This is a genomic window from Nocardia sp. NPDC059236 (assembly GCF_042754085.1).
Classification (GTDB): domain Bacteria; phylum Actinomycetota; class Actinomycetes; order Mycobacteriales; family Mycobacteriaceae; genus Nocardia.
Genome location: NZ_JBHZAF010000009.1, coordinates 90,921 through 109,986, shown reverse-complemented (window position 1 = coordinate 109,986; position 19,066 = coordinate 90,921). Strand labels below are relative to the sequence as shown.

19 protein-coding genes are annotated in these 19,066 nt (G+C 67.6%); 7 read left to right on the top strand and 12 right to left on the bottom strand.

All coding sequences use genetic code 11. The features are described from left to right. Positions 1-150: 150 nt before the first annotated feature. The gene (locus tag ACFXIV_RS24065; RefSeq protein ID WP_379402057.1) at positions 151-1,542 is read right to left on the bottom strand and encodes a sugar transferase; all 1,392 of its coding nucleotides are present in this window, start codon (positions 1,540-1,542) and stop codon (positions 151-153) included. 637 nt (positions 1,543-2,179) lie between these two features. Between ACFXIV_RS24065 and ACFXIV_RS24060 the strand changes: the two genes are divergently transcribed. The 4 genes from ACFXIV_RS24060 to ACFXIV_RS24045 are packed head-to-tail and all read left to right on the top strand — an operon-like array spanning position 2,180 to position 5,902. Beyond that, positions 2,180-3,445, top strand: coding sequence for a methyltransferase domain-containing protein (locus ACFXIV_RS24060; protein WP_379402058.1), 1,266 nt, complete (start codon positions 2,180-2,182; stop codon positions 3,443-3,445). After that, positions 3,442-4,224: a sugar phosphate nucleotidyltransferase gene (locus ACFXIV_RS24055; protein WP_379402059.1), complete on the top strand. Its 783-nt coding sequence runs from the start codon at positions 3,442-3,444 to the stop codon at positions 4,222-4,224. The genes ACFXIV_RS24060 and ACFXIV_RS24055 overlap by 4 nt, the downstream gene beginning before the upstream one ends. Continuing rightward, positions 4,221-4,871, top strand: a complete 651-nt coding sequence (locus tag ACFXIV_RS24050) for a PIG-L deacetylase family protein (protein ID WP_379402060.1) — start codon at positions 4,221-4,223, stop codon at positions 4,869-4,871. The genes ACFXIV_RS24055 and ACFXIV_RS24050 overlap by 4 nt, the downstream gene beginning before the upstream one ends. Before the next feature lie 2 nt (positions 4,872-4,873). Beyond that, positions 4,874-5,902: an NAD-dependent epimerase/dehydratase family protein gene (locus ACFXIV_RS24045; protein WP_379402061.1), complete on the top strand. Its 1,029-nt coding sequence runs from the start codon at positions 4,874-4,876 to the stop codon at positions 5,900-5,902. Here ACFXIV_RS24045 and rfbC read toward each other — a convergent pair. Beyond that, on the bottom strand, positions 5,886-6,455 hold the full coding sequence (rfbC, locus tag ACFXIV_RS24040; protein ID WP_379402062.1) for a dTDP-4-dehydrorhamnose 3,5-epimerase: 570 nt from the start codon (positions 6,453-6,455) through the stop codon (positions 5,886-5,888). The two genes, ACFXIV_RS24045 and rfbC, sit on opposite strands and share 17 nt — an antisense overlap. A gap of 14 nt (positions 6,456-6,469) precedes the next feature. On the opposite strand from rfbC, the gene ACFXIV_RS24035 reads away from it, so the two are divergent. Then, complete coding sequence (locus ACFXIV_RS24035) at positions 6,470-7,588, top strand: transferase (RefSeq protein ID WP_379402063.1); 1,119 nt, start codon at positions 6,470-6,472, stop codon at positions 7,586-7,588. A 239-nt stretch (positions 7,589-7,827) separates the two neighbouring features. After that, entirely contained in the window at positions 7,828-8,451 is a 624-nt protein-coding gene (locus ACFXIV_RS24030) for an MspA family porin (RefSeq protein ID WP_379402064.1), read from the top strand. Positions 8,452-8,457: 6 nt separating this feature from the next. Here the strand turns inward: ACFXIV_RS24030 and ACFXIV_RS24025 are convergent, their stop codons facing one another. The 9 genes from ACFXIV_RS24025 to ACFXIV_RS23985 all read right to left on the bottom strand — a co-directional run bounded on the left by ACFXIV_RS24025 (position 8,458) and on the right by ACFXIV_RS23985 (position 17,981). Continuing rightward, complete coding sequence (locus ACFXIV_RS24025) at positions 8,458-9,297, bottom strand: glycosyltransferase family 2 protein (RefSeq protein ID WP_379402065.1); 840 nt, start codon at positions 9,295-9,297, stop codon at positions 8,458-8,460. Beyond that, positions 9,294-10,688, bottom strand: coding sequence for a polysaccharide pyruvyl transferase family protein (locus ACFXIV_RS24020; RefSeq protein ID WP_379402066.1), 1,395 nt, complete (start codon positions 10,686-10,688; stop codon positions 9,294-9,296). Before ACFXIV_RS24020 ends, ACFXIV_RS24025 begins: the two co-directional genes overlap by 4 nt. Positions 10,689-10,832: 144 nt before the next feature. Beyond that, complete coding sequence (locus tag ACFXIV_RS24015; RefSeq protein WP_379402067.1) at positions 10,833-12,518, bottom strand: protein kinase; 1,686 nt, start codon at positions 12,516-12,518, stop codon at positions 10,833-10,835. A 71-nt stretch (positions 12,519-12,589) separates the two neighbouring features. After that, positions 12,590-13,132, bottom strand: coding sequence for a dihydrofolate reductase family protein (locus ACFXIV_RS24010; protein ID WP_379402068.1), 543 nt, complete (start codon positions 13,130-13,132; stop codon positions 12,590-12,592). 49 nt (positions 13,133-13,181) lie between these two features. After that, positions 13,182-13,616 carry a DoxX family protein gene (locus ACFXIV_RS24005; RefSeq protein WP_379402069.1) on the bottom strand — a complete coding sequence of 145 codons (435 nt, stop codon included), beginning with the start codon at positions 13,614-13,616 and terminating at the stop codon, positions 13,182-13,184. Positions 13,617-13,705: 89 nt separating this feature from the next. Next, positions 13,706-14,401 carry a DUF2993 domain-containing protein gene (locus tag ACFXIV_RS24000; RefSeq protein ID WP_379402070.1) on the bottom strand — a complete coding sequence of 232 codons (696 nt, stop codon included), beginning with the start codon at positions 14,399-14,401 and terminating at the stop codon, positions 13,706-13,708. Positions 14,402-14,497: 96 nt separating this feature from the next. Beyond that, the gene (locus ACFXIV_RS23995; RefSeq protein ID WP_379402071.1) at positions 14,498-15,418 is read right to left on the bottom strand and encodes an alpha/beta hydrolase; all 921 of its coding nucleotides are present in this window, start codon (positions 15,416-15,418) and stop codon (positions 14,498-14,500) included. Between the two features lie 168 nt (positions 15,419-15,586). Next, positions 15,587-17,038 carry an amidase gene (locus ACFXIV_RS23990; RefSeq protein WP_379402072.1) on the bottom strand — a complete coding sequence of 484 codons (1,452 nt, stop codon included), beginning with the start codon at positions 17,036-17,038 and terminating at the stop codon, positions 15,587-15,589. 325 nt (positions 17,039-17,363) lie between these two features. Continuing rightward, on the bottom strand, positions 17,364-17,981 hold the full coding sequence (locus tag ACFXIV_RS23985; RefSeq protein ID WP_379402073.1) for a nuclear transport factor 2 family protein: 618 nt from the start codon (positions 17,979-17,981) through the stop codon (positions 17,364-17,366). Here ACFXIV_RS23985 and ACFXIV_RS23980 point away from each other — a divergent pair. Continuing rightward, positions 17,964-18,443, top strand: a complete 480-nt coding sequence (locus tag ACFXIV_RS23980; protein WP_379402074.1) for an HIT family protein — start codon at positions 17,964-17,966, stop codon at positions 18,441-18,443. The two genes, ACFXIV_RS23985 and ACFXIV_RS23980, sit on opposite strands and share 18 nt — an antisense overlap. Before the next feature lie 210 nt (positions 18,444-18,653). Here ACFXIV_RS23980 and ACFXIV_RS23975 read toward each other — a convergent pair whose 3' ends face one another. Beyond that, entirely contained in the window at positions 18,654-19,058 is a 405-nt protein-coding gene (locus ACFXIV_RS23975) for a hypothetical protein (RefSeq protein ID WP_379402075.1), read from the bottom strand. Positions 19,059-19,066 lie beyond the last annotated feature (8 nt).

Sequence of the window (19,066 nt, the reverse complement as noted above, 5' to 3'; positions counted from 1 at the left end):
TGGAACACGTTCGCCACCGAGTGAACCACACCACAGCAGGGTTTGTGAACACCTTTTACTAAAACCTGTTCACTAGATTCCGCCGCCCTCGGAAACCAGACGCGCCCGCTGCGAGGAACGCAGCGGGCGCGACGGTTTCGGAATCGACGGTCAGTATGCGCCCTCGCCCCTGGTCACCGCGCCGATGGTCTTGGCGATCAGGAGCAGATCCAGGACCATGGACCAGTTCTCCACGTAGGACAGATCGAGGCGCATGGCGTCCTCGGGGGTGAGATCCGAGCGGCCGCTGACCTGCCAGAGACCGGTGACGCCGGGTTTCACCAGCAGGCGGCGGCGCATGACGCCGTCGTAGGAGTCGACCTCGCGCTGGACCTGCGGACGCGGGCCGACGATGCTCATCTCGCCGCGCAGCACGTTGAAGAACTGCGGGAGCTCGTCGAGTGAGTATTTGCGGATGACCTTGCCGACCGCGGTCACCCGCGGATCGTCGCGAACCTTGAAGAACAGCGGGTTGCCGCCGTTGCTCTCGATGAGCGCGTTGATGTGCGCCTCGGCGTCGGCGTACATGCTGCGGAACTTGATCATCCGGAAGGGCCGCCCGTCCCGGCCGATCCGCTCGGAGAGATAGAAGACCGGACCGCGACTGGTGATCTTCACCGCGAGCGCGATGAAGGCCAGTGCCGGAGCGATGGCCAGCACGGCGGCGCAGGCGAAGCAGAAGTCGAAGACGCCCTTGCGAATCGACTTCGCGCGGTCGTACTGCGGCTTCTCCACGTGCAGCATGGGCATGGAGGCGACCACCCGGTGGGTGAGCCGGGTGCCGGCGATGTCCACCAGGCCCGGTGTCACGATCAGTTCGGCGCCCAATTCGTCCAGCTCCCAGGCCATCCGGCGGAAGTCGGCCGGGCCGAGGTTGTCGGTGGCGGTGACCGCGACGGTGTCGGCACCCGTCCGCCGGACCGCCTCGATCACGGCGTGATCGCTTGCGACAATCGGGATATCCCGTCCGCCCACCTCCAGCGCGGCGTCCGCGAGCGCCCCCTCGTCCCGGGTGCACACCCCGATCACCTGGTATCCGGAGTCACGGTCGCGGGAGAAGGCCGCGAGCATGGCCCGCGCCGCCTCCGGGCTGCCGACCACCAGCATGGCGGTGCGGTAGTGGCCGCGGGCGCGGCGCCCGGCCACCCAGCGCCGCCAGATCCGCCGCTCCACCATGAGCCCGATCATGCCGAGCGGCAGGGCGATGGCGAGATAGCCGCGAGCGATGTCGACCCGAAGTAGCAGCGACACAATGGCTATCCCACCGAACAGCTTCAGGGAAGCGGCCACCACACGCCGGTATTCCTCTGTGCCACTGCCGATTACGCGCGGTGACCGGGTGCCGCTGAGAGTCAGCGTGATCGACCACGCCAGTGCCAGCACGGCCGACACCATGGTGTAGCGAACTTCCAGCGGTAACTGGGAGGCCAGCGGCGGCTCGGCCCCCGCGCCGCCGAAGCGAATCCATTGGGCAAATCCGATGGATAGTACTAAAACGATCAAGTCACTAATAAACAGCCGACGCGCGTAATCCGCTTGCCAGCGTTCGCGATCCGAGCGCGGCTCGGGACGTGGAGGCCGAGGCGCGCGCACGGCGCGACCGGCAGAAATTTCGTAACTCATGAAACGAACGCACCTCCCCCACGGGAGAACTCGGTTCCGATCCCCGCTGATCAGTTCCACGACCGGCCGACGCCAGCTTCCCAAGGGCTTTCAGGACCATGACAACCGATGTGGCCGCCGAGTCTTTCGGTGGCCAGATGCCGAATGTTACACAACCACGGTAGCGCGCAGGATGTAACCCGTAGGGCCCCAACGTTTCCGAAAAGTAACGGGATTCGTGACGACTGGTTTCCCGCACCTCTCCCCCTATTTCCCCTATTCGCAAAATCGCAGGTTGCACTACGCAAGATCCACCGTGTGAGCTGGTCGAAACCCTTGCACTGCAAGGCTCGAGCGTTTGCCGACCGGACGCCTGGTTCTGCGGGTCGCAGAAATCCAGCTGCTTTGGCACCATCGGCCACTCGCCGGGCGCCCGAACACCACGCAATCCTGTTGTAACGTAAGGCCGGACCAAGCCGACCACAGGTCATCCGGCGCTGCGCGGGCAGCCCGAACTCGGTGAAAGGTGGGGAACTTCGTGCAATGCCGTCTTTGCCATTCCGATCGACTGCGCAGCGTTCTTGATCTGGGCGCGACACCGCCGTGTGAAAAATTCCTCACCGTCGACGAACTGGACCTGCGTGAACCGACATATCCGCTGCACCTGAGGCTGTGTGAAAACTGCCTGCTGCTGCAGATTCCGGCGCTCATCACTCCGGAGGAAACATTCACGGAATATGCCTACTATTCGTCATTTTCGGACAGCTGGGTTCGGCATGCCCAGCTATTCGTCGATCAGGCAATCACGCAGCTAAATCTGACTGATAATAGTTTCATAATTGAGGTGGCGAGTAACGACGGTTATCTCCTGCAGCACGCCGTGGCCGCCGGCATCTCGTGCCTGGGAATCGAGCCGTCGGTGAATGTCGGTGCGGCAGCACGCGACAGGGGCGTACCCACCGAGACCGCCTTCCTCGACGAGGAGCTGGCCGCCCGGGTGCGGGCCGAACGCGGACCGGCAAACCTGGTGGTGGCCAACAATGTCTACGCTCACATCCCCGACCTGCTGGGTTTCACCAGGTCACTGCGTGCGCTCATGGCCGACGACGGCTGGCTGTCCATCGAGGTGCACCACGCGCTCAACCTGGTGGCGCTGGCCCAGTTCGACACCATCTATCACGAGCACTTCCAGTACTACACGCTGCTGTCGGCCCAGCGGGCCCTGGCCACCGCCGGCCTGGCAGTGGTCGACTGCGAACTGATTGGCACACATGGCGGTTCGCTGCGTGTGTGGGCCCGTCCAGAGGGCGTCGGTGCCCCTACCGCCCGGGTTGCCGAGGTATTGCGGCTGGAGGCCGATGCCGGTCTGCACGAGGTCGCCGGCTACCTCGAACTGCGACCCGACACCGAGCGGGTGCGCCAGGATCTCCTGCGATTCCTGCTCGACGCCAAGGCATCCGGCAAGCGCGTGGTGGGCTACGGCGCTCCCGGCAAGGGCAACACCCTGCTCAACTACTGCGGCATCCGCACCGACCTGCTCGAGTACACCGTCGACCGCAACCCCTACAAACACGGACGGTTCACACCCGGCACCCGCATCCCGATACACGAACCGGAGCGGATCGACGCCGACCGCCCCGATGTGGTGCTGGTGCTGCCCTGGAACCTGGAACGGGAGATCACCGCGCAGCTGCGCCACGTCACCGACTGGGGTGGCGCGATCGTCTACCCGCTCCCCCACCTTCATCATGCGACGCTCGACGACGCCGCCGCATCCACTCATGCAGAAAGGCAAGCGAAGTGAAGGTCGTACTGTTCTGCGGCGGTTACGGCATGCGGATGCGCAACGGCACCGAGGACATGATCCCCAAGCCGATGCAGATGGTGGGCCCGCGCCCGCTGATCTGGCATGTCATGCGCTACTACGCGCACTTCGGGCACAAGGACTTCGTACTGTGCCTGGGCTACGGCGCCGCGCACATCAAGAACTTCTTCCTCACCTACCAGGAGTCGGTGTCCAACGACTTCGTCATCCGCGGCGGCAAAGTGGAGCTGCTGCAGTCCGATATCAGCGACTGGACCATCACCTTCGTCGACACCGGGGTGGAGTCGCCCATCGGTGAGCGGCTGCGCCGGGTGCGCGATCACCTCGCGGGCGAGCGGTACTTCCTGGCCAACTACGCCGACGTGCTCACCGACGCCCCACTGGACGAGATGATCACCCAGTTCCAGCATTCCGGGGCCGCGGCCTCCATGATGATCGTCCCGCCACAGTCCTCCTTCCACTGCGTGGACGTGAACTCGGCCGGGGAGGTCAAGAACATCACCCCGGTCTCGCAGCTGCCGATCTGGGAGAACGGCGGCTATTTCGTGCTGACGCAGGAGATCTTCGAGCATCTGCCGCCCGGCGGGGATCTGGTGGAGGACGCCTGCGGCGCACTGGCCGCGCAGGGCCGGATGTTCGGCTATCAGCATCACGGGTTCTGGAAGCCCGCCGACACCTTCAAGGAGCGCGCCGAGCTGGACACCGGCTATCTGCAGGGCGACCGCCCGTGGATGGTGTGGGAGCAGCGCAGCGCATGATCCGACTCGATACCGGCGCGATCACCGAGATCGCGCTGCTGGCGGCGCATTGCGACGATCTCGCCATCGGGCTGGGCGGGACGCTGCTGACGCTGGCCGAGGCCGTGCCGGGCCTGCGGGTGCGGGCGCTGGTGCTCACCGGCGCCGGCACCGAGCGCGCCGAGGAGGAGCGCACCGCGCTCGAATCCTTCTGTCCCGGCGCGGATCTGGAGCTGCGAATCCTGGACGTGCCGGACGGCTACGCACCCGCGCACTGGGCGCGGGTCAAGGACGCGGTGGGCGCGCTGCGCCGCGACAGCGCGGCCCAGGTGGTGTTCGCGCCGCAGCGCGGGGACGCCCATCAGGACCACCGGCTGCTGGCCGAGCTGGCGCCCACCGAGTTCCGCGACCACCTGATCCTGGGCTACGAGATCCTCAAGTGGGAGAACGACACCCCGCAGCCGGCGGTGTTCCATCCGCTGCCCGCGGGCTGCGCGGAGCGCAAAGCCACGCTGTTGATGAAACACTATCCCTCACAGCGCAATCGGGACTGGTTCGATGAGCAGTCCTTCCTGGCCCTGTCCCGGCTGCGCGGGGTGCAGTGCCGCGCCCAGCACGCCGAGGCGTTTCTGCTCGAGAAGGCCACCATCACTTTCGGAGGTGCATAGTCATGCGCGTGCTCGTCACCGGGCATCAGGGGTATCTGGGTACCGTCATGGTGCCGTTGCTACAGCAGGCCGGCCATGAGGTGACAGGGCTGGACAGCGGCCTTTTCGCGGACTGCGTGCTGGGCGAGGCACCGCCCGCGCCGCCGGCCCTCGCGGTGGATCTGCGCGATGTGACCGCCGATCAGCTCGCCGGTTTCGACGCCGTGGTGCATCTGGCGGCACTGTCGAACGATCCGCTGGGCGCGCTGGCGCCCCGGATCACCTACGACATCAACCATCACGCGTCGGTCCGGCTGGCGCGACTGGCCAAGGACGCCGGGGTGCGCCGATTCCTCTACGCGTCCACGTGTTCGGTGTACGGAGCGGCCGGGGACGGCCTGGTGACCGAGGACGCGCCGCTGCGCCCGCTCACCCCCTACGCCGAGTCCAAGGTCCGGGTCGAGGACGATGTGGCCGCCATCGCCGACTCCGGCTTCTCCCCCGTATTCCTGCGCAATGCCACGGCATTCGGGTTCTCGCCGCGGCTGCGCGCCGATATCGTGCTCAACAATCTGGTCGGGTACGCGGTGCTGACCGGTGAGGTGAAGGTGCTCTCGGACGGCACGCCGTGGCGGCCGCTGGTGCACGCGCAGGACATCGCGCGCGCCTTCGCCGCCTGCCTGGCGGCGCCCGACGAGGCCGTGCACTGCCGCGCCTACAACGTCGGCACCGAGGCCAACAATCTGACGGTCGCGCAGATCGCGCAGGCGGTGGTCGACGTGGTCCCGGAATCCACGCTGGTCATCACCGGCGAGAGCGGCGCCGACCCGCGCTCGTACCGGGTCGACTTCGGTTATGCCCGCAAGGAACTGGGCTTCGAAGCGGAGTGGAGCATTCCGGACGGCGCGGCCGAGCTGTACCGGGAGTACCGCGCGCGCGAGCTCACCGCCGGGGCCTTCTTCCAGCGTTTCACCCGCCTGGCGTGGCTGAAGTCGCTGAAGGAGACCGGGGTGCTGGACGACGAGCTGCGCCGGATCAGGACCGAGGCGTGAGATGAAGGGCGGCGAGCAGCTCGCGCCACGAGCCCGCGCCCGCGTCCCGCTCCGACACCACGGTCACCGGCTGCGGCCAGGTGATGGCCAGGTCCGGATCGTCATAGGCGACGCCCAGGTCCTCGGCCGGGTCGTGCGGGCGGTCGATGCGGTAGCAGACATCGGCCACCTCGGTGAGCGCCTGGAAGCCGTGCAGGAAGCCGGGCGGGACGTAGAGGTGCCGGAAGTCGGTGTCGTCCAGCAGGAATGCCTGCCGGCGGCCGAAGGTCGGGGAATCCGGGCGGATGTCGACGAGCACGTCGTGCACCGCGCCGTGCGCGCAGCGCACCAGCTTGGCCTCGCCACGCCCGGAGCGGCCGTGCATACCGCGCACGACACCCCGGTGCGAGCGCGACTGCGAATCCTGCACGAACGTCGCCGACACCCCGGGTGTGCCCAGGTGGGCGTCGAATTCCTCGGCGTCGAAGGTTCTGGTGAACAGGCCGCGATCGTCGCGGAACGGCTGCGGGATCAGGATCAGGACGTCGGCGAGGTCGGTCGATTCGATACGCACCAGGTCATCGTGCCATGAGCGGCGAACCCCGGTGCGGGTGTCGCGGCTGCGGGCTTGGACCGCTGGCCCGGGTGCTGGATCTCGGGAAAATGCCTGCGGCAGACGACTTTCCGAGTCTCGCCTCGGCGGGCCTGCATCGCGCAGGAAGTAGCCTGGCGGCCGAGGCGGCGCATCCGCTGGCCATGGAACTGTGCGCCGTGTGCGGGCTGGCGCAACTGGCCGAGGACGACACCGTCACCGCCGAACCGCGCGGCGTGGAGCCGCAGGCGCTGCGGGATCAGGCGGCGGACGCGGTGGCCCGGGTGGCCGCGGCGGGCCGGCTGCCCGGCGGCGGGACGGTGCGGGAGTTCGGCAGCCCGCACGGCGGCAGCTGGCTGCCGCTGCTGACCGAACGCGGGTACCGGGTCACCGATCGCCCCGCCGATGTGGTGATCGACTGCTTCGGCATCATGCACGAGCCCGATCAGCGGGTCGCCTTCGCGCAGCGCGCGGCGGCCACCGTGCCGGGCGGGGTGCTGCTGCTGCAGTTCCACTCCTTGCACACCATCGTGCGCCACGGACAGTGGAATGCGTTGCGGCACGGGCATTTCGCCTACTACACGATGGCTTCGCTACAGGGCCTGCTGCGCCCGGCCGGGCTGGTGGCGGTGACCGCGTGGGAGTTCCCGCTCTACGGCGGCACGGTGCTGGTGGCGGCGGTGCACGCGCCCGCCGTCCCCGACCCCGCCATTGCGCGGATCCTCGCCGCGGAGGCGGCGGTGGCGGACCCGGTGGTGGTGCGCGGGCTCCAGCGCGCCGCCGACCAGCAGGCGCGGTCCCTGCGCGCCTGGCTGGAGGCCGAAACTGCCTCCGGAAGAACCATTTATGCGTACGGGGCGGCCTCGCGCGCGGTCGCGCTGCTGCATCTGGCGGGCGCGCATCGCGGCCTGCTGGCCGGGGTGGCCGATGCCTCCCCGGGCAAGCAGGGCCGCCGCATGCCCGGTACCGACATCCCGATCCTGTCTCCGGCGGAACTCGTTGCGGCGCAGCCGGATCGGGTTCTCCTGACGGTGCCCGATCTGTTGCCGGAGGTCTCGTCCCGGTGGCCCGAACTCCAGGGGAAGTGGGTGACCGACGTGACCGAATCACTATGAAAGCCAGCAAATATCGCCCGGCACGCGCATGAACCGCCGGGCACGTACCACGTCGGCCTGTGATATCGATCATCGGATTGCGGCCACACGCAGGGTAATCGAGTGGGTTAGTCTCAGCGTGAGGGTCGATCATCGACCGAGGGGACGGGGGACGTCGTCTCACGCCCCGTAGCACTGGGGAATCATCAATCACGCGTAGGCAATACGCAGCAATACCTGATGAGGGAATGGGATTCATCATGCGCAACAACACGACTGCGCTCTCTCGCACCGCGGCCGTCGCGGTAGCGGGCACCATCGGCCTGGTCCTGAGCGGCGGCGCCTCGTCGGCCGCCGTCGACGCCGCCAATTCGATCGTCGACCAGCAGGGTCGGACGGTCCAGGCCATCTCCGCCGATACCAAGATCGATTTCGTGCCGCCGCTGGACGGCAACCCGCTCACCCGGGAGTGGTTCCACAGCGGCAAGGCCTGCTTCAAGGTCGACCGCCCGGCCGGCGACCCGTGGACCGGCCACATCACCCTCGGCTACCAGGTCGGCTATCCGGCCACGCTGTCGGGCAAGCTGGAATTCCAGTACCAGACTCCCGGCCTCGAGCTGGAGATCGGCAATGACCCCAAAGCCGATGTCTTCAACCTGATTCCGACGCTGGGCGTGACTCTCGACGTCGGCTTCGGCCCGGGCATCCAGTCGGTGGACGCGGCCGGCGGCGATGTGTCCGGCACCGAGGGCTGCATCACCATGTCCGGCTTCCACGGCACCGTGTCCGGGGTGCTGGGCACCACCACCATCCGGCCGTTCGTGCGGCTGGTGAGCAGCAGCGGCGACACCGTTGTCGCCTACGGGCCGCTGTCGAGCATCTAGCGGCGGTCAGTGCAGCAGGTCCGGGCGGCGCAGTGCGGTCGCGACCGTCCGGACCCGCACCCGTTCGGCGGCGGCGCGTGCCAGCCGCCAGTCGCCGCCGAGGACCGCGCCGCGGCCGACGTACTGCGGGTACTCCGCGCCCAGGCGGTGATGGAAGCGCAGCATCTCGGTCAGCTTGCTGACCGTCGAGGTCTGGCTGCACAGGTTGAAACTCGAATTGCGCCAGGCGGCCAGGATTTCCGGCATGCCGTAGAAGTCGCCGAAGGCGCACACGCGGGCGAACAGATCCACGTCCATCGGGAAGACCAGATCGCCGCGGAAGCCGCCCACCCGGTCGAAATCCTGACGGCGGAAGAGCGCCGCCGCGGTGGGGCCGAAGTCGGCGGGGCCGCGGTGCACGATGGTGCGCATGAGGGCGCGGGCGTTGCGGCGGCCCAGCAGGTTCGGCAGGCCCAGATCGGTCTCCTCGACCGCGCCGTGCTCGTCGATGACCTGGAATTTGGACGAGCAGATGGCGATGCCGTTGTCGCCCATGATCTCCAGCTGCTTGTCGAGAGAGCCGGGCAGCAGGATGTCGTCGGCGCAGACGACCTTCACGAAGCGGCCCGAGGTCAGCGAGACGGCCTTGTTCCAGTTCTCGCCGATGGGCAGGGTGTCCTCGTTGCGGTGCACGTGCACCCGCGGGTCGTCGAAGGATTTCGCGATGGCGCCGGTGTCGTCGGAACTGGCATTGTCCAGGACGAGCACCTCGATATCGGTGTCCTGGTCCAGAATCGAGCGCAGCGTCGTCTCCAGGGTGCGGCCGGAATTGTAGGCCGGGACGCACACCGAAAGGTTCTTCATCATTCCCCCTGAACTGGTTCGGCTGGTTCGCCGGGTGCGCCCTCACCTCCTGCCACGAGCCCGTACACCCGATCCAGACCCGCGCGGCCGGCGTCGATCTGTTCAACTGCCCTCTGCTGCAGCGTATCCCGCAGTTCCGGCGCGAATTCCCACAACTGGCGAATCGCACGTGACAGTTCGGCGTCGAGGTTGTCCACGTCCAGGTGCACGATGCGCAGACCGGCCCCGGCCGCGCCCGCGCCGAACATGTCGGCCAACCCATAGAATTTGTCGTCGTAGTACTGCGACGCCGTTACAGCCACGGCCGGAATGCCCTGGGAGAGCGCGAAAACCGCGAGGTGGTAGGCGCTGGTCACCAGCACCCGGCAGCGCGAGACCTGACGCGCCACATCCTGCGCGGTGCCCGCGCGCCCGATGACGGGCCGGGTGCTCGCCGCGCCCGTGAGCAGCGGCAGCGTGTGGCGGCGGTCCTCGTCGTCGTATTCGGAGATGATGAGCGGGGCCAGCGCGGTGTTCAGCTCGGCGGCCTCGCGGCGTACCACCACACCGAGGGTGTCGCGGGCCGAGTCGCTCACCTTGGAATAGTCCGAAATGCGCAGGCACAGACCGAGGTCGGTGCCGATGCCGGGCCGCCGCAGACGGTAGGCGAACTCCACCGCGTCGTCGCCGGTGACCACGATCTTCTCGGCGGCGACGCCGAGTTCGGCCAGCAGCTTGGGGCCGCGCCGGCCCTCGCGCAGGGCGATGAGGTCGGCGCCCGGCAGCACCTCGGCCGCGCGGCGCAACAGGTGCGCATCGCGCATGGGGCCCAGGCCCTGGCCGATCATGACGTTCGGAATGCCTTGGCGCTGCGCAGCTTCCAGCAGGTTGAGGGTGCGATGGGCCTGGTAGAGGTCGACATCGGTCATGTAGCCACCGCCCTGGGCGATGACCAGGTCCGCGTCGGCGAGGGCGGCGGGCACCGGCGGCAGGTCGGGCATGCCGGCGGGTTCGGGTTCCCGGTCGCCCGTGGTGAGGACGTGGACCTCCTTGCGCGCCCAGTTCTTGGCGCCGCGCAGATAGTGCTTGGGCACCTCGGTGGCGGAGCGCCAGCGCATGGCGGCGGGGCCGAGTAGGTGGACCCCGGCGGCCTCCTCCAGCCGGCCCGCGATACCGCCCCGGCCCCAGTGCCCGCCGGTGTGGGCCGGCACGGGCTCGGCCTGCGGCAGCACGCCGCGCAGAATGTGGGGTTCGTCGGTGAGCATGCCGATGCGGGCGTGCGGCCAGCGTTCCCGTAGGCGTTCGACGGTCATCACCATCATGGCGATGTCGCCGCGATTGCGTAACCAGTACTCGCCATTGTCGACGAGCACCCTTATTTTCCCGGCACCATCCCCCGCGCCAGAGTTCCCCACGCTCGATTCCTTCCGACGCCCGGTCCGAGCACGAATCCGCAGCGAATCTATCGCACGTCCAGTGCTTCGCGCCATACGGAGCGGGGGTCCCGGAATGCGAAATCGTTTCAGTGACAGGATCATCGGCGCGGCAGGACCGACCGGTCAGCTGGGGAACAGGGGGCTCACCAGATTGCTGCACAGCCACTTGCCGTCCACATAGTCCATGGACAGGGTGATCTTCTGGTGATTGGTGCTGTCGGCCTTGCCCTGGGTGGAGTTGATCTGGGTGACGTCGACGGCCAGATCGTAATGAGTGTTGCTGCCCGAGGTCACCGTGCAGGCCGCGTCGGCGGCGCGGGTGTGCTCGGAATCCGACTCCAGCAGCACGCGGATCGTCGGCAGTAGCGTCTCGGCCTCGGATTTCCAGGTGCCGGTCGCGCCCGCGATCACCTTCGACTGCCAGTCGTCGCCATTGCTGTAGTCGTAGGTGGTCATGAGTTCGGCGTAGTCGCAGGCGGCCTTGGTGGCCGCGGCCCGGGACGCGTCACCGGCTGCCGGCGGCTGGGAGATGGAGCGACCTCCGCTACCGAAATGGATTGCGCCCGTTCCGAATCCAACGCCCAGGCCGCCGGCCAGCAGGAGGGCGGCCAGGAAGGCGCCGAGGAGAACCGTGCGGACGTGGCGGCGCGGCGAGGCGGGGGTGGCGTCGGCGGGATGCGGGCCGCTGCCGGCCGGGCCGTACTGCAGTGGCGGCGCGGTGAGCAGGACCTGCTGAGGCGTGATCTGGGTCTGCGGCGCCGCGAACTGGGAGCGCTGCGCACCGAGCTGGGTCGGCAGCTCGCCGTACGGGACCGGCGCGGGCTGGGTGGGCATGCTGGGTTCGGTGGTCGCGCCGGTGAACTTGCTCGGATCGAAGCCCATCCGGGACTGCGCCACAGCGGGATTCGGTGGCCAGGCGCCTTGCTCAGCGGGTCCATCCTGGCGGAAGCCCGGCCCCCAGGGGCCGTTTGTGGCCGCGAGCGCCTGCTCGGCGGCCGCGGCCAGTTCCCCGCAGCTGCCGAAGCGCTGGTCCCGGTTCTTGGCCAGCGCCCGGTCGATGACCGTGTCGAACGCGGCGGGAACGCCGGTGTGCACCAGGCTGGGCCGGGGAATCTCGGCGCCGAGGTGGGCCGCCACCAGCTGTGCCGTGCTCTCGCCCGGATACGGCAGCCGGCCCGTGAGCATGTGGAACAGCGTGCAGCCCAGGGCGTAGACGTCCGCCCGATGGTCGGTGTCGCTGCGCAGTTCGAACTGTTCGGGTGCGGCGTACTGGAAGCTGGCGTACATTTCGCCGGTCCGGGTCAGCGCGCCGGTCTGATCGACGGCCTTCGCAATGCCGAAGTCCGCCAGGTACACCCGTTGATCCGGACCCCAGGCCAGCAGGATATTGGCCGGTTTCACATCCCGGTGCAGCACGCCGGCGCGGTGCGCGTGGTCCAGTGCCCGCGCGGTCTCCCCGATGATGCGCACCGCGTGGTCGGGCCGGACCGGGCCCTCCCGCAGGATCGCCGACACATCGGTGCCCTCGACGTACTGCATGGCCATCCAGAGGCGGTGGTCGTCATTGCCGCGCGCGTACACCGCGACGATGTTCGGATGCGACAGCCGCGCAGCGGTATCGGCCTCCCGCAGGAAGCGCGCCCGCACCTCGGGGTCGTCGGCCTTGCCGGAAGCCAAGAGCTTCAAGGCCACCGAGCGTGGCAGATCCTTGTCCTTCGCGAGATAGACCTCCCCCATCCCGCCCACCCCGAGCAGCCGTTCAACGGTGTACCCCGCGAAAACCTGCCCCTGCGCGAGTGTCCGCCCCACAGCCTGCCTACCTCCGACCACATCGTGCCCGCCGATCACCGTAACCCAGATACGGCAGCGCGGCGTCGGCGTTAATCGCCGGGCTCGACCTGGAATCGGAGATCGGTGATCTGCCCGGAGTCGTCGCAGCGCAGCTTGCGCAGCCGAACCGGCGCGGTCCCTTCGAACAGTCGCACTCCGCTACCGAGCAGGATCGGCACTATGTGCATGGCGATCTCCTCCACGAGCCCGGCTTCGAGGCATTGCCGGGCCAGATTCGCGCCGAAAATCCCGAGGTCGCCCTCCCCCGCAGCGGCTTTCGCCGTGGCGACCGCCTCCGCGATTCCGCAGGACAGGAAGGTGACATCGGGATCGGGCGGCACGTCCCCGGGCCGATGGGTGAGCACGAATATCGGCCCGGACCACATGCCGCCGTACAGTTTCCGATCGCCGGTCCCGGGCCTGTTGCCCAGGTCGTATCCGCGTCGCCCGGACAAGACGGCCCCGGTCCGCCGCATCGCCTCCACCCCGAGCGGGCCCGCCGCGCCGTGCCCGAACATCCACCCGGTGGAGTCGTCCTCCGGTGCGATGAACCCGTCCACCGACATCGTGATGTGCCACAGAACCTGCGTCATACGAGTGGAGACGGGTCGGGAGGCGCAAACTCATCGGCGGCGGCCGGTCCTATCGACGCGGGAGCACGCGGTCCGCGGGCCGCAGGGCCCAGGAGGCGAGGACCAGCGCCACGATGCCGGCGGTGACGGTCAGATGCATGCCGGCGGCGCCGTAATCGCGCTCGACCAGGTGCGAGATGAAGGCTCCGGTCATGTTGAAGAACATTCCGGCGTAGGCCCATTCCTTCAACCGCGGGAAGCCGGGCACCAGAATCGCGGCGCTGCCCAGCAGTTTCCACGTTGCGATGAGGGTGAGGAAGTAGGTGGGATACCCCAGAATCGTGTGGGTTTCCTGGGTCCCGTACTGCTGGGTGTACTCGCCGTAGGCGCCGCTGACCATCATGAACGCCAGACTCACCGTGCACGCCCAGTAGGCGTACGTGCGAATCCGGCCCTGGGCGGCCGGGATGGTCCGGGTCGGGATCTGCTGCGTGATGGTGGCCATGGTCTTCTCCTGTCGGGATGCACTCTTCGGTGTCATCTCCTCGACCATCGGCACGCGGGAAATGTGACAGCACCCGGGTGGGAGTGTTCTTACGACAGGTCGGAGAAGCGCACGGTGTGGGCGACGGCGGCTACCTGCAAGCCGTCGGCGCTCGGTTGGATGGACGTGAGCTGCGCGCCGAGCGGCAGCCGCTGCAATGGCACGGTGAAGGTGAGATTTTGCTGCAGCAGGGCCAGGGGAATCGTCGGGCCGCCGGCCGCGGCCTGGACCGAGACCGGAGTGACCACGATGCCGTCCTCGGTCGGCGCGACGGTGACGACGACCGTCGCAGGCACCGAAAGACCCTCCACCGAAAACGTTCCCTTCACGCGCAGTCCGTCCGGAGCATAGGAAATCGACTGCACACCCTCCGGGGCAAAAGTCTGCACGGTGTCGTACGGAACCAGCGCCGTCGCAGTCGCCGTCGCGGCAACCAGATTCGAGGTGCGGCCGTGCACCACGTCGCTCAGCGGCGCAGATACATCGGTCAGGCTGACATCGAGATCGTGAACAGAAATCTGCTGTCCACTCCAGTCGCCGACCTTGATATCGATGTCATGGAAATTGCCGTTGACGGCCTGCGTCAGAAACGGGAAGCCGCCTATCTCCACGCGCGGCTGCTGCGGAAGGTTGTACTCGGTAGCAATCTGGCGCCCGATCTCGTTCTGTGCCACCACAACCCCGATCCGGTCGCCCACGACCAGCGCAATCGCCAGCACAACCACCAACATCAACAACGCACGCATGCACTCACCCGCTCAGCCATCCCACCATAATGCTGTCGATCGCGACCATCCGCCGCCTCCGACTCGCCACCGGGTCCGGCGTGGGGCGACGACCGATTATTTCCTCGTGAGGCGTCGGGCAAGCCATGACTCGGCGTCGCGGAGCGCGGCGGTGGCCATGCCGGTCGGGCGCGAGGTGAAGGCGTGGGTGGACTCGGGGTAGACGCGGATGTCCACGTCGTTTCCCGCTGCGGAGAGACGGGCAGCCATGGCCAGGTTGTCTTCGAGGAGGAGATCCAGGGAGCCGACCATCAGTAGCGTCGGGGGCAGTTCGGCGAGGTTGCCATAGAGGGGCGATATGTCCGGGTTGGTGCGGTCGGAGATGTGGCCGGCGTAGGCCTGGATGAAGTACTCGTCGGCGTAGAGCTTGCCGCCGGGAGATCGCCCGCTGAGGTCGTAGGCGCCGAACTGCAGGACGGCACCGGCGAACCGATCGGCCAGGCCTCGGTCGCGCAGTCGTAGCAGGGTGGTCATGACCAGGGTGGATCCCGCGGATGCTCCGCCGATCGCCAGATCCGTTGTCCCGAACAATGATTCCGCCTGTTCCAGGAGCCAGAACGCGGCGGTTTCGCAGTCGTCGGGGGCGGCGGGCCAGGGATGCTCCGGCGCCAGGCGGTAGTCGACGCTCACCACGGCTACCCCGAGGGCGTCGGCAAGGCGAGCATTGCGTGCATCCTCGCCGGCCGCCGAGCCGAGATAGAAGCCTCCGGCGTGGATGTCGAGATAGGCGGCTCGGATCTCGGTGTCCCGTGGGACCGTGATCCGCACCGGGACTCGACGGCCGCCCGTTTCGGCGATGTGCTCGGTAGCCCTGGTGCTCGCTCGGGGGAGGGACGTGGCATGTCTGTCCCGCACCTCGAGGAGCTCCTCGAAGGTGGCCGGGCCGGCAACAGGTTTCGAGGCTGCGTTGAGCTGCCGGCATTCCGCGACATGAATGCCGAGTTCCTCATCGATCAACCGCGTGAGTCCGATCTCCACGTTCCTCCTGTTCACAGCCCTGTACCGCGTGGATGTCAGCGGCGCATCGCCGCATCCGAACACCCTCGCATCGATCATGAGCATGCAATCAGGCGAGGTACCTGACATCAAACAACCAATCCACCTGCTGCCCACAACATTTGGTTGTGCGCAGCCCCTGACACCGTCCTAGCGCGGTTGCTGGAAGCCGCCGATCTTCTCTTCGAGCAGTTCGGCCAACCGCAGTGGGGTGCGGTCCTCGAACATCGGCCCGATGAGCTGAACGCCCACCGGCAACCCCTCGGGTGAGAGACCGGTCGGAATGGCGGTGGCGGGCAGGCCGGGCATGGTTGCCACGCCGGCCCAGACGAGCTGGTCGCCGAATGGGTGTGCGACGCCGTCGATGTCGATCCGCCGGTCCCGCATATCGGCATTGTGGTCGTGCGGGAACGCGGGAGTCGGCGTGATCGGGCACACGACGACATCGAACTCGCCGAAGAGCTGCCGCCAGGTCTGGCGGTGGAATTCGCGTCGGGTGTTCGCCTCGATCCATTCGCGGTGGCTGAAGACGGCGCCGCGCACCCAGGCCACCTCGGAACCCTCTGCGTCCGCGGGCAGTCCGGCCGCGACCGCCCGCACCTGCTCGTACTGCTCCGCCGGCATACGTGCCGCGAGGTTCGAAACCAGCAGCTGCGTATAGAGGGTCGCGGCTTCGGTGAGATCGGGCAGCAGCGGACTGTGCCGTTCGACGCGAGCACCCTCCGCGGTGAGCGCGCCGGCGACTCGGTTCAGCCCGGCCCGCACGGCCGAGCCCGTAGGAATCAGCGGGTGCTCGTCGATGATCAGGACGCGGAAGTCCGACAGCTTCTCGTGGCGGGCGGGCGGCAGAGCCACTTCGTATGCGACACCGAGGGTCAGCGGATCCGGTCCGGCCATGACGTCGAGCAGGAGCGAGAGGTCGCGGGCGGTACGCGCCATCGGACCGACGACGGCGAGATCGATCTCGGCCGGCAGTGCCGGTGCGGGCGGCGGCACCATACCGCGCGTCGCCGCCAACCCGAGGGTCGGCTTGTGCGCGTACACGCCGCAGAAATGCGCCGGAGTGCGCAGTGAACCACCGATATCGGACCCGATGGACAGCGCGCCGAACCCGGCCGCCAAGGCCGCCGCCGATCCACCGGAAGACCCGCCCGGCGAACGCCCGTGATCCCAAGGATTGTTGGTGGTGCCATAGATCTCGTTGAAGCTCTGCAGATCCTGCAACATGAACGGCACATTGGTCTTACCCAGCATCACCGCACCGGCAGCCTCGAGCCGCGACACCTGCACCGCGTCCTCGGCCGGCACATAATCCCGGAACGCAGGCATGCCCCAGGTCGTGGGCAGCCCAGCCATGTTGTAGGACTCTTTGACCGTCACCGGAATCCCGAGCAGCGGCTTGTCCTCGCCCCGCCCGCGCGCCTCATCGGCCCGACGCGCCGCAGCCCGCGCCCGGTCGAAGTCCGGCACACAAATCGCATTGATCGCCTTGTCGTCTCGCTCGATCCGCGCAATCGCCTCCTCGGTCAGCTCCACCGAGGTCACCTCACCAGCGCGCATCGCCGCCGAAAGCTCTTCCGCCGCACGAAAACTCCACTCCATGAACCCGACCCTACCGCCGTGCGCCAGTCCCTCGACCCGACTTTTCGCCGCCCACAATCCGCGGAAGAGTCCGCCACGACAGACCTCACCCCGTCGTCAATCGCGACGCACCGCAGGTCACGGTGTCTGCGATGGACCGTTCCCCCTGGTGCGGGGCACGGAATACCGCGTCACACAACCAGATAGATGTCTCGCTCCGCGCTGCGGCCATGTCGGGGCATGCGTTCCGTGTAGTCGTGGTGATGGCGACGGCGCCGCCAGCACCAGGCTCGCCTGTCGCACTACCGGCGCCGGGGCCACCGACTCACCTGAATCCAAGTGGATATCAGCTGGCGACTGCCGATGGAGTTGTGCCGTTGACAGCGGCTTCCGAATCACCGAAGACATCCCGATGACCGCGTGCGGTATCCATGTACTCCCGAACCCGGTGGATCAGACCGTCGCGCAACTCGAACACGAAACAGTAGTCGTTGCTGTATCGATTCCCGTTCGCCAGCGTGGCACTCATCGTCTCCTCCACGATCACGCGGTCACCATCGGAATAGAAGCCATGGAATTCCACCGCGACATCGCCGACGAACAATCGAGGGAAATCGTTCGCGACGAACTGCGTGATGGCCTCGCGTCCGACCATGTGACTGGGGGCGTCCAACGCGACCGCGGTCGCGTTGCCGGACGGCGCCAGCCACTCCGCGTCGGTGGTGAAGAATGCCGCGATCTGCTCGGCATCATGGCTGGCGAACGCTCGCCAGGCGGCCTGAACGACGTTCCTGCTGTCGGGTGTCATGAACCGCACCATATAGCCGCACATCGGGGCGAGCTGGCGGAAAAACGACAGCATCATCCGGCCGCCGGTCGAAGTGGATGCCGGAAGCGGATGGATTGGGCGGCAATGCATCTGGTGTGAATCATGCGGTAGGGTCGAATGACCGTGCACAATCACGAACCTTCCGGCTACGACTGCCCATTCTGTTTCCTTCTCACCGGTGGCGAGACCCCACTCGACAGCCCGCGAGACATCGTGCTGCGCACCGGCCGTGCCACCGCTTTCACCGCATCCCGGTGGTGGCCGAACAACCGCGGACACGTCCTGGTCATACCGAACGCTCATCACGAAAACCTGTACGACCTGCCACCGGAATACGGGCACGCCGTGCATGACGTTGTCCGCGAGGTCGCCATCGCGATGCGCGCCACCTACGGTTGCGACGGAGTATCCACTCGCCAGCACAATGAACCCGCCGGCAGCCAGGACGTGTGGCACTACCACGTCCACGTCTTCCCGCGATGTCACGCCGACAACCTCTACGGGTCTCAGCCACTGCCGGGGTACGCGACCGGCGAACAACGATGGATCTACGCCGACCGGCTGCGCAACTACTTCGACTCATCACCCAGAACCTGACTCCGCCGGACCGATGCGGTCGCCAGGTCGCCGATTACTCGTTCCGCGCAGTCGGTTTCGTTGAACTCAATGATGAAGGCGCCGCCGGAGGTTGGGCGCGTTGTCAGTACGACGAAGAAGCCCGGACAGAGCGTTTGTCTGTCCGAGCTTCGGGTCCCTGGTCGGAGGTGGCGGGTCGGTGCCGGTGGGGGTGGCCCCGGGGGCATTTGGTCAGGCGGCGTCGAGGGCTGCGGTGATCTTGCGGGTCATGTCGGTGACGGTGGGGGTGGATCCGGTTTTGTGGGTGGCGGCTTCGATGGCGACGAGGACGGTGGTGCGGAAATTGGCGGCCTCGGCCGGGGAGTGGTTGGCCAGCAGGGTCATTGCTGCGGTGAGGGCGGGGAGGACCTGGTCGGCCAGGGCGGCTACGGATTTGGACTCGAGGCGGACGCCGGTGGACTTCTCGGCGAGGATGTGGCCGACCAGGCCGGTTGCGGAGCCGAGGGCGATGCTGCCGGCGGTGGCGGCCTTGTGGGGCGAGCCGCCGGCGGCGTCGGCGGCCGAGATCAGGGAGACGGCGCCGTAGGCGGCGGTGCGGAGGGTCTGCTTGTCGTGGGCGGTCAGGGTGGCGGTCATGGTGGGCT